Below are 7,608 nucleotides of genomic sequence, written 5' to 3' on the forward strand. Positions count from 1 at the left end.
CGGTGGGCTTCGGCGCCAAGAAGCAGACCGTCGGCTACAAGTATTACATCGGCATGCACCTGGCCGTCTGCCACGGGCCGGTGGACGCGGTCACCCAGATCACGGTCGGCGACCGGGTCGCCTGGACCGGCAACGTCACCGCCACCCAGGACATCGCGGTGAGCGCCGAGGGCCTGTTCGGCGGCGAGAAGCGCGAGGGCGGCGTCTCGGGGACCGTGGGCTTCAAGTTCGGCGATTCCGGACAGGCGCAGGACGCCTATCTCGCCGCGCGGCTCGGCGGCAACGTGCCGGCCTTCCGCGGCATCCTGAGCTTCGTCCTCAAGCAGGTCTACATCGGCACCAACCCCTACCTGAAGCCCTGGGCGTTCACGGTCAAGCGGCTGCCGGCGGCCGGCTGGTACGACGTAAAGCGGGATATCTCGGGCCACGCCAACGCGGCGCACATCGTCTACGAGTGCCTTACCAACCGCGACTGGGGCATGGGCTATCCCGCCTCGGCGCTCGACGATGCGGCGTTCAGGGCGGCGGCCGATACGCTCCACGCGGAAGAGTTCGGCCTCTCGCTCCTGTTCAACCAGCAGGGCCCGATCCACGAGTTCATTCAAACGATCATGGACCATATCGGCGGGGTGTTCCGGCTCGACAACCGGACGGGCCTTTTTACCCTCAAGCTGATCCGGGACGATTACACCCCGGCGGGCCTGCCGCTCTACGACGAATCGAACGTCATCGCCTTGGACAGCTATCAGCGTGCCGCCTGGGGCGAAACGGTCAACGAGATCGTCCTGAAGTACACCAAGGCCAACGAGCAGGAAACCGCTATCACCGTCCAGGACCTCGGCAACATCCAGGTGCAGGGGGCGGTGGTGTCGGAGACCGTGTCCTATCCCGGCATCCGGTCCGACGCCATCGCCCAGCGGGTGGCCATGCGGGAGCTGAAGGCCCGCTCCACCCCGCTGTCCAGGATCAAGCTGACGGTCAACCGGACGGCCTGGAACCTCCACCCGGGCGACGGGTTCCGGTTTTCCTGGGCCAAGCTCGGGTTGAGTGAGGTCGTCTACCGGGTCGGGTCGTTCCAGTCCGGGACGCTCCAGGACGGCAAGATCACCATCGAGGCGGTGGAGGACGTCTTTGGCCTTCCGACCAACGTCTACGCCGCGCAGCAGCCGGTCGGCTGGGTCTCGCCCAACAACAGCCCCACGGCGTCGCCCTACCGGGTGCTGTACGAAGCGCCGTTCTACGACCTGGTGCGGCTGATGGGGCAGAACGATGCCGAAGCCTTGGCCGTCGATGCCGGATATCTCATCGCCGCTGGCGTTCGGCCGTCCGATGACGCCTTCAATTACGCGCTCCTGACCCGCACCGGCGCCGCCGCATACGCCGAGGCCGGCACCGGCGATTTCTGCCCGAGCTGCCTGATCGCGGCCGATCTGCCGCCCGCCGTCAGCAGCACGGTGGCCTACACGGATGGCGTGGACATGGAGGACGTCGCGGCGGGCGAATACGCCCTGATCGGCACCGAGCTCGTCGCGGTCACCGCGATCGCGCCGGATGCGGATCCCTCGACCGGCAGCATTACCGTCGACCGGGGCGTCCTGGACACCGTGCCGGTGGCACATGGCGCCGGAGCCCGGCTCTTCTTCGCCTATCACAGCCACAGCTACGATCCGACCGAGTACGCCGACGGCGAAGTGGTGGACGCCAAGCTGCTGCCCGTGACCGGGCTCGGCGCCCTGGCGGAAGGCGCCGCCCCGAGCAACAGCCTGACCCTGGACCAGCGCCCGGCGCGGCCGTATCCCCCCGGAAATTTCCAGCTGAACGCCGCTCGCTGGCCCATGGCGATCGCCGGCCCGCTGACCGTGTCCTGGGCGCACCGCGACCGCCGGCAGCAGACCGCCGGGTTCATCAAACAGGACGCCGGCAACATCGGTCCCGAGGCCTCGGTGACCTATACCGTCAAGCTGTACAAAGAGGACGGCGCTCTGGCGAAAACCGCCGCCGGCCTGACCGGCACGAGCTACGCCTGGTCGACCGAATCGACCGATGCCGGGAGCTACCAGGGCAATCTCCGCGCCACGGTCGAAGGGGTGCGGGCGGGGCTGTCCTCGTGGCAGATCCAGGACCATACCGTGGCCCGGGTCGGTTACGGCATGAACTTCGGTGAGTGGTGGGGCGGGTCCGGCGCGCTGAGCTTCGCGGGCTGGACCACTGCTTACCAGTATGGGGATTCCTTCGTGGCCGGGCCGGACTTGAACTCGCACCGTTATTGGCGCCTGCGCGCGTGGACCGATCTCTCGGGCTATCTCGAGGTCTCGGAAATCCAGCTTTGGTCGGGGGGCGCCAACCAGAACGCGGCGGCGACGGTATCGAGCAACCCGGTTCCCAATGGCGGAGCACTCGCGGATGTGCTGGACGACAACACCAGCACACGCTGCTATTGGACCGATGTCAGTTTGCCGATCATCACCTGGGACTTCGGTGGCTCCGGCATCGTTATCGACGGGGTCAAGCTCGGCGGCTTCGACAACGGCTCGCGCTACCCGACCGGCTTCACGCTCGAGTATTCCGACGACAATGCCAACTGGTCGCTGAAAGCCGCGCCCAGCGGGCTGACCTACCCCGGCCACAACACGCTGTCGGCGCTCATTCCGGTGTAGCGGCGTTCCATCACCTAAGGAGGCTATATGGCAGAACAGACGGGCCCGAATCTCGGGCTCAAACACGGCTGGAATCTCGGCGAGAGCGGCTGGCACACCGGCATGGACGCCAACCAGGTCCGGCTGGATACGATTGTCCAACTGAGCGTCCTGGATCGGGATTTGACTGCACCGCCCGGCAGCCCGACGGCCGGCGACCGCTACCTCGTCGGCGCGGCGGCGACGGGCGCCTGGGCCGGGAAGGACGGGCAGATCGCCCTGTACTACAACGGCGGCTGGGCCTTCTACGTGCCGAAGAAGCACTGGCTGTGCGTGGTCGAGGACGAAGCCAAGCTGGTCCGCTGCACGCAGGTGTCGCCGTCGATCGCGTGGAGCGCGGGGATTGCGATTTAGAGCATCCGCGATTTAGCCCCATACGAGGGCGGCATAAAGCCAACGTTTATTAGAAATGAGAGGAAGCGGCTTCGGCGTGCGGTAACACGCCGAGGCCGCCCAACCCACAGAGCAGTCCTGTGAGCCAAGCCGAGGCTTCCCCGCCACGTACGCGGCAGGGGTAAGCCTAGTACAAATTTTCAAACCGTGGAAAAGGCTTACAGACCATGCAAAACGAGAGTTATTCAACCGGACGGAGTTTCTTATCCTGGATCGGCGGCAAGTCACTCCTGGCCGACAGGATTATCCCGCTGATCCCGGAACACCATTGCTACTGCGAGGTATTCGCCGGCGCGGCCTGGCTGCTTTTTAAGAAGCCGGAGTCGGAAGTCGAGATCATCAACGATATCAACGTCGAGCTCGTGACGTTGTACCGCGTGGTGAAAAACCACCTCGAGGAATTCATCCGGTATCTGAAATGGATGCTCGTGGCGCGGGAGGAGTTCGCGCGGTTCAATGCGGCGAATCCGGATACATTGACCGACATCCAGCGTGCGGTCAGGTTCTATTACCTGGTGAAAACCGGATACGGCTCTCGGATCAAGAACCCGACGTTTTCGGTCGGTACGTCGAGGCCCAGCAACTTCAACCTGCTGCGGATCGAGGAGGAATTGTCGGCCGCGCATCTCAGGCTCTCGCGGGTGTACGTGGAAAATCTCCCGTACCAGCAGCTGATCGAGCGCTTCGACAAGCCGCACACGTTTTTCTATGTCGATCCGCCGTACTACGGCTGCGAGGATTACTACGGCAAGGGAATCTTCGCCCGCGAGGATTTCGCGCGGTTGCGCGAGCAGCTCTCAGGGTTACAAGGCAGGTTCTGCCTCTCGATCAACGATACGCCCGAGATTCGGGAGATCTTTGATGGCTTTCGGATGGTGGCAGTCCCGACGCGCTACAGCGTGGCCAACGGCAAAAGCAAGGCGGTGGGCGAGCTGCTGATCACGAACTACGATCCGGTTATTCGGCAGGGGGTCGATCAGATAAAAAAGCGGCGTAAACGATAAGCCTATTTCGATCTGGCCGAGAATGTATTTTTACTGTGCGCGATTATGTTTCACAGTGTGAAAATCGATAAACGCCGATTTATCGCGCAAAATGTGATTCATTTATCGCGCGCGGCTTCAATCTGGGAGTGAAGGAAATCATCGTTTGCGGCCATACCTATTGCGGGGCCATGCAGGCGCTGCTGAGCGGCCCGGAAAGCGTGGCCGACCTCCGGGCCGCTCGCGCTTGGCTCGGCCATGCCGAGGCGACCCGCCGGATCACCCGGGAAAATTACGCTCATCTGGAAGGCAATTCTCTCTTGACGGCCGCCGTGCAAGAGAATGTCTTGGTGCAATTGGAAAACCTGCGTACGCACCCCGTGGTTGCCGCAGGACTCGTCCGAGGGGCTATCAAGCTCTATGGCTGGGTTTACAAGATCGATAAGGGCGAAGTATTCGCCTATGTCCCTGAGCGTGGCCAGTTTCTCGCTCTGCCGGAGCACCCGTCCGTACCCGTCCCGTCCGCCATGCAGCTTGCCGTTACACGAATCATCTAATACTTTGAAGCTCATACCGCTCTTCTGCATCAGCATCCGCCCGCCGGGCATGCGGTTCGTGGATTCCGTTCTTGGGTGCGCCGGTGCGCCATTTCGTTCGCCTATACCGGAGATGTACACTTGCTCACAGATAGGCTGCCGGTAAGCAGCTGTCTCTAAGGTCATCGCCGCCCGGAATGTGGCAAGGGAGATCGAACCATGAAACCGCTGATCTACGGTCTTCACTTCAATAACCTTCGCGGCGACATCTACGGCGGCCTCGTTGCCACGGTCGTGGCCCTGCCTTTGGGGCGCTCGCCTTCGGCGTAACCTCCGGGGCAGGGGCCATCGCCGGACTCTACGGAGCCATCTTCGTGGGTTTTTTCGCCGCCCTGTTCGGCGGGACGCCCGCTCAGGTCTCCGGCCCCACGGGTCCGATGACCGTGGTCATGGCCGAAGTCCTCCTGCTCTATGTCCATCAGCCCGCCCTGGCCTTCACTGTCGTGATCATGGGCGGCGTCATCCAGATTCTAATCGGCCTCCTCAAATGGGGGCGCTACATTCGGCTGGTCCCGTTTCCGGTGATTTCCGGCTTTATGAGTGGAATCGGCTGCATCATTCTCATCCTGCAAATCCCCGCCGTGCTGGGGTACTCCCCCAAACCGGACGGGGTGCTGGCTACGCTACAGGCGATCCCTGAGTTCTGGGACAGCCTCAACCCTCAGGCGGTCGGACTCACCCTCCTCTCGCTGGGGATCGTGTCCCTGACCCCCGCCCGCATTGGCCGGTGGGTTCCACCGCCGGTCCTGTCCCTGCTCATCGGCACGCTCACCGCCCATTTCTGGCTGCCGGTCGCCCCGGTCATCGGCGAGGTGCCGGAAGGCTTTCCCACCCTCATCATCCCCACTTTTCAGGCCGATCTCTGGCTGGTGATGCTGGAATCGGCGGCGATCCTGGCCCTTTTGGGAACCATCGACAGCCTGTTGACCTCGCTGATTTGCGACAATCTCACCCGGGCCCATCACGATTCGAACCGGGAGTGCATCGGCCAGGGCATCGGCAACATAGTCGCCGGGTTTTTCGGCGGATTGCCCGGGGCCGGGGCCACCATGCGCTCGGTGGTCAATGCCCGCACCGGTGGGCGCACGCCTATCTCGGGCATGCTCCACCCCCTGTTTCTCCTGGCAATCCTATTGGGGCTGGGTCCTTTAGCGGAAAAGATTCCGCTTGCCGTGCTCGCCGGTATCCTGCTCAAAGTGGGCATCGACATCATCGACTGGTGGTTCGTGCGGCATGTCGTCCATGCGCCCCGGGCCGACGTGCTGATCATGCTGGTGGTGCTCGGCCTGACTGTGTTCGTGGACCTTATCCAGGCGGTGGGCGTGGTACTGGCGAACCTCCTGTTCGTCAAGCGCATGGGGGAATTCGAGGAATCGAGGCTTCGCATCATCACTCATCAGGCCCAGGAACCGCCCCTGAGCCCCGAGGAGGCAGCCATCCTAGCCCGCAACAACGGCCGGATCATACTTATCCACATTGATGGGCCCATGAGTTTCGGCTCGGCCAACAACATGGTCCGCCGCCTGGAGCGGGTACGGGAATTCAGCACCTTCAAGAGCGTGGTCCTGGACCTGTCCGATGTGCCCTTCATCGATACTTCGGCAGCCAAGGCGGTGGAAGACATGATCCGCATGACCCGGGAACACGGACAATATCTCTTCTTCGTGGGCATACAGCCGCAACTGGTCAAGGTATTGAAGGGGCTGGATGTGTTGAGCTTGATTCATCCGACTCATCACTATGCCAAACGCCTGGATGCCCTGCGTCATGCGGCTCTCATGGCGGGCTCCCGCCATCCGGGGGACAGACCGCTGTCACGTGGGGAAAAGGAAAACCTATCCTCCACTTCCGTATAACCGGATTACAGCGGTTTAGAGCCATAAGATGCGTTGAGGCACGAAGCGCATCTTATGGCTCTAAATCGCGACCGGCCTCGCAGCTTCAAGGTATTCGTGCGGTATACAGCACTATTTCTTCCCTTGTCCGACCAGGAAACCCACCAGGCCGGAAGCGATGGCGCTGACGATGGCGGAGGCCCACTTCTTGTCATCCGGGGTGCCATTCGCGAATACATAGACGCACCCGCTGAAAACCACCGCCGTAACCGCCAGCGCGAAGAGAAAGACACCGAATGTCATCCTCCTTTTCAACTCGGCGTCGGCGGCTTCCGCTGCCCGGCGGGCCGCCGCATCCTCCGGCGACTCGTTACTGACCGATAACTCGTACTTGTGATCTTTGCCGACGATCTGTCCCAGATTGATCTGCGGGTCGACCATTAAATGCCTACGATCTCGGTCTCGAGATGCTTATTCTGATCGAGAATGCCGATACGTTTTTTCTCGGCCTTAGCCTCGGCCACGACGTCGAACAAAGCGATCGCTTTCCGCAGAATCTCGCTTTTCGTCGTGTGACCGATAGCCGCCAGCTGTTCCAATCGCGCGTTCAGTTCCGGCGATACCACCAAGCTCAATCGAACGGAGTCCTTCTCTGTAGCCATAAAGACCTCGTGTGCGTAGAAAGTACGTTAATTAGACATGTATTTTGCGTAAGAATAAGAATTGGGGCTATAGAAAACAAGCCGGCCGCGCATGGCCGGTGCTCAGGGAAAGACGGTTAAGCCCGTATAGGATGCGCTGACGAAGGAAGGGGTGCGATTAAAGCAACCGTTTGCGATTGGAAGGGCGGCTCCGGCGCTCCCGGAGATGCCGTTTGCGATTGGAAGGGGCCGACTGAAGGCCCGTTTGCGATTGGAGGCGCATCATTCGCGAGCGATGGGCTTCGTACCTTAGCCCATCCTACAATCCTAGTGTCCTGTCCCATTAATTCGCTGACATAATCGTTGAAGTTTGGCCAGGATGGAATCCGCCGTGGCGGTCCAGACGAAGGGTCGGCAGGACTGGTTGTAATGGGAGATGAAGTGGTCGATCTTGTTGACCAGAT

7 protein-coding genes and 1 pseudogene are annotated in these 7,608 nt (G+C 61.8%); 5 read left to right on the plus strand and 3 right to left on the minus strand.

Annotated elements, in window-relative coordinates; genetic code table 11:
• Positions 1-2: 2 nt before the first annotated feature.
• The 5 genes from VEB01_RS08875 to VEB01_RS08895 all read left to right on the plus strand — a co-directional run bounded on the left by VEB01_RS08875 (position 3) and on the right by VEB01_RS08895 (position 6,524).
• Complete coding sequence (locus VEB01_RS08875) at positions 3-2,657, plus strand: phage tail protein (RefSeq protein WP_324874675.1); 2,655 nt, start codon at positions 3-5, stop codon at positions 2,655-2,657.
• Between the two features lie 27 nt (positions 2,658-2,684).
• A complete protein-coding gene (locus tag VEB01_RS08880; protein WP_324874676.1) occupies positions 2,685-3,050 on the plus strand; it encodes a DUF2793 domain-containing protein in 366 nt (121 codons plus the stop codon).
• A gap of 206 nt (positions 3,051-3,256) precedes the next feature.
• Positions 3,257-4,093, plus strand: a complete 837-nt coding sequence (locus VEB01_RS08885) for a DNA adenine methylase (protein WP_324874677.1) — start codon at positions 3,257-3,259, stop codon at positions 4,091-4,093.
• 128 nt (positions 4,094-4,221) lie between these two features.
• Complete coding sequence (locus VEB01_RS08890) at positions 4,222-4,629, plus strand: carbonic anhydrase (protein WP_324874678.1); 408 nt, start codon at positions 4,222-4,224, stop codon at positions 4,627-4,629.
• Between the two features lie 347 nt (positions 4,630-4,976).
• Complete coding sequence (locus tag VEB01_RS08895) at positions 4,977-6,524, plus strand: SulP family inorganic anion transporter (protein ID WP_324874681.1); 1,548 nt, start codon at positions 4,977-4,979, stop codon at positions 6,522-6,524.
• Between the two features lie 111 nt (positions 6,525-6,635).
• Here VEB01_RS08895 and VEB01_RS08900 read toward each other — a convergent pair whose 3' ends face one another.
• The 3 genes and pseudogenes from VEB01_RS08900 to VEB01_RS08910 form a co-directional block, all read right to left on the minus strand.
• The gene (locus tag VEB01_RS08900; protein WP_324874679.1) at positions 6,636-6,944 is read right to left on the minus strand and encodes a hypothetical protein; all 309 of its coding nucleotides are present in this window, start codon (positions 6,942-6,944) and stop codon (positions 6,636-6,638) included.
• Positions 6,944-7,165, minus strand: a complete 222-nt coding sequence (locus VEB01_RS08905) for a ribbon-helix-helix protein, CopG family (protein ID WP_324874680.1) — start codon at positions 7,163-7,165, stop codon at positions 6,944-6,946. Before VEB01_RS08905 ends, VEB01_RS08900 begins: the two co-directional genes overlap by 1 nt.
• Positions 7,166-7,471: 306 nt before the next feature.
• Positions 7,472-7,608, minus strand: a pseudogene (locus VEB01_RS08910) (IS630 family transposase); the annotation flags it as partial.

The organism is Methylocaldum sp. (genome assembly GCF_035627495.1).
Taxonomy (GTDB): Bacteria; Pseudomonadota; Gammaproteobacteria; order Methylococcales; family Methylococcaceae; genus Methylocaldum.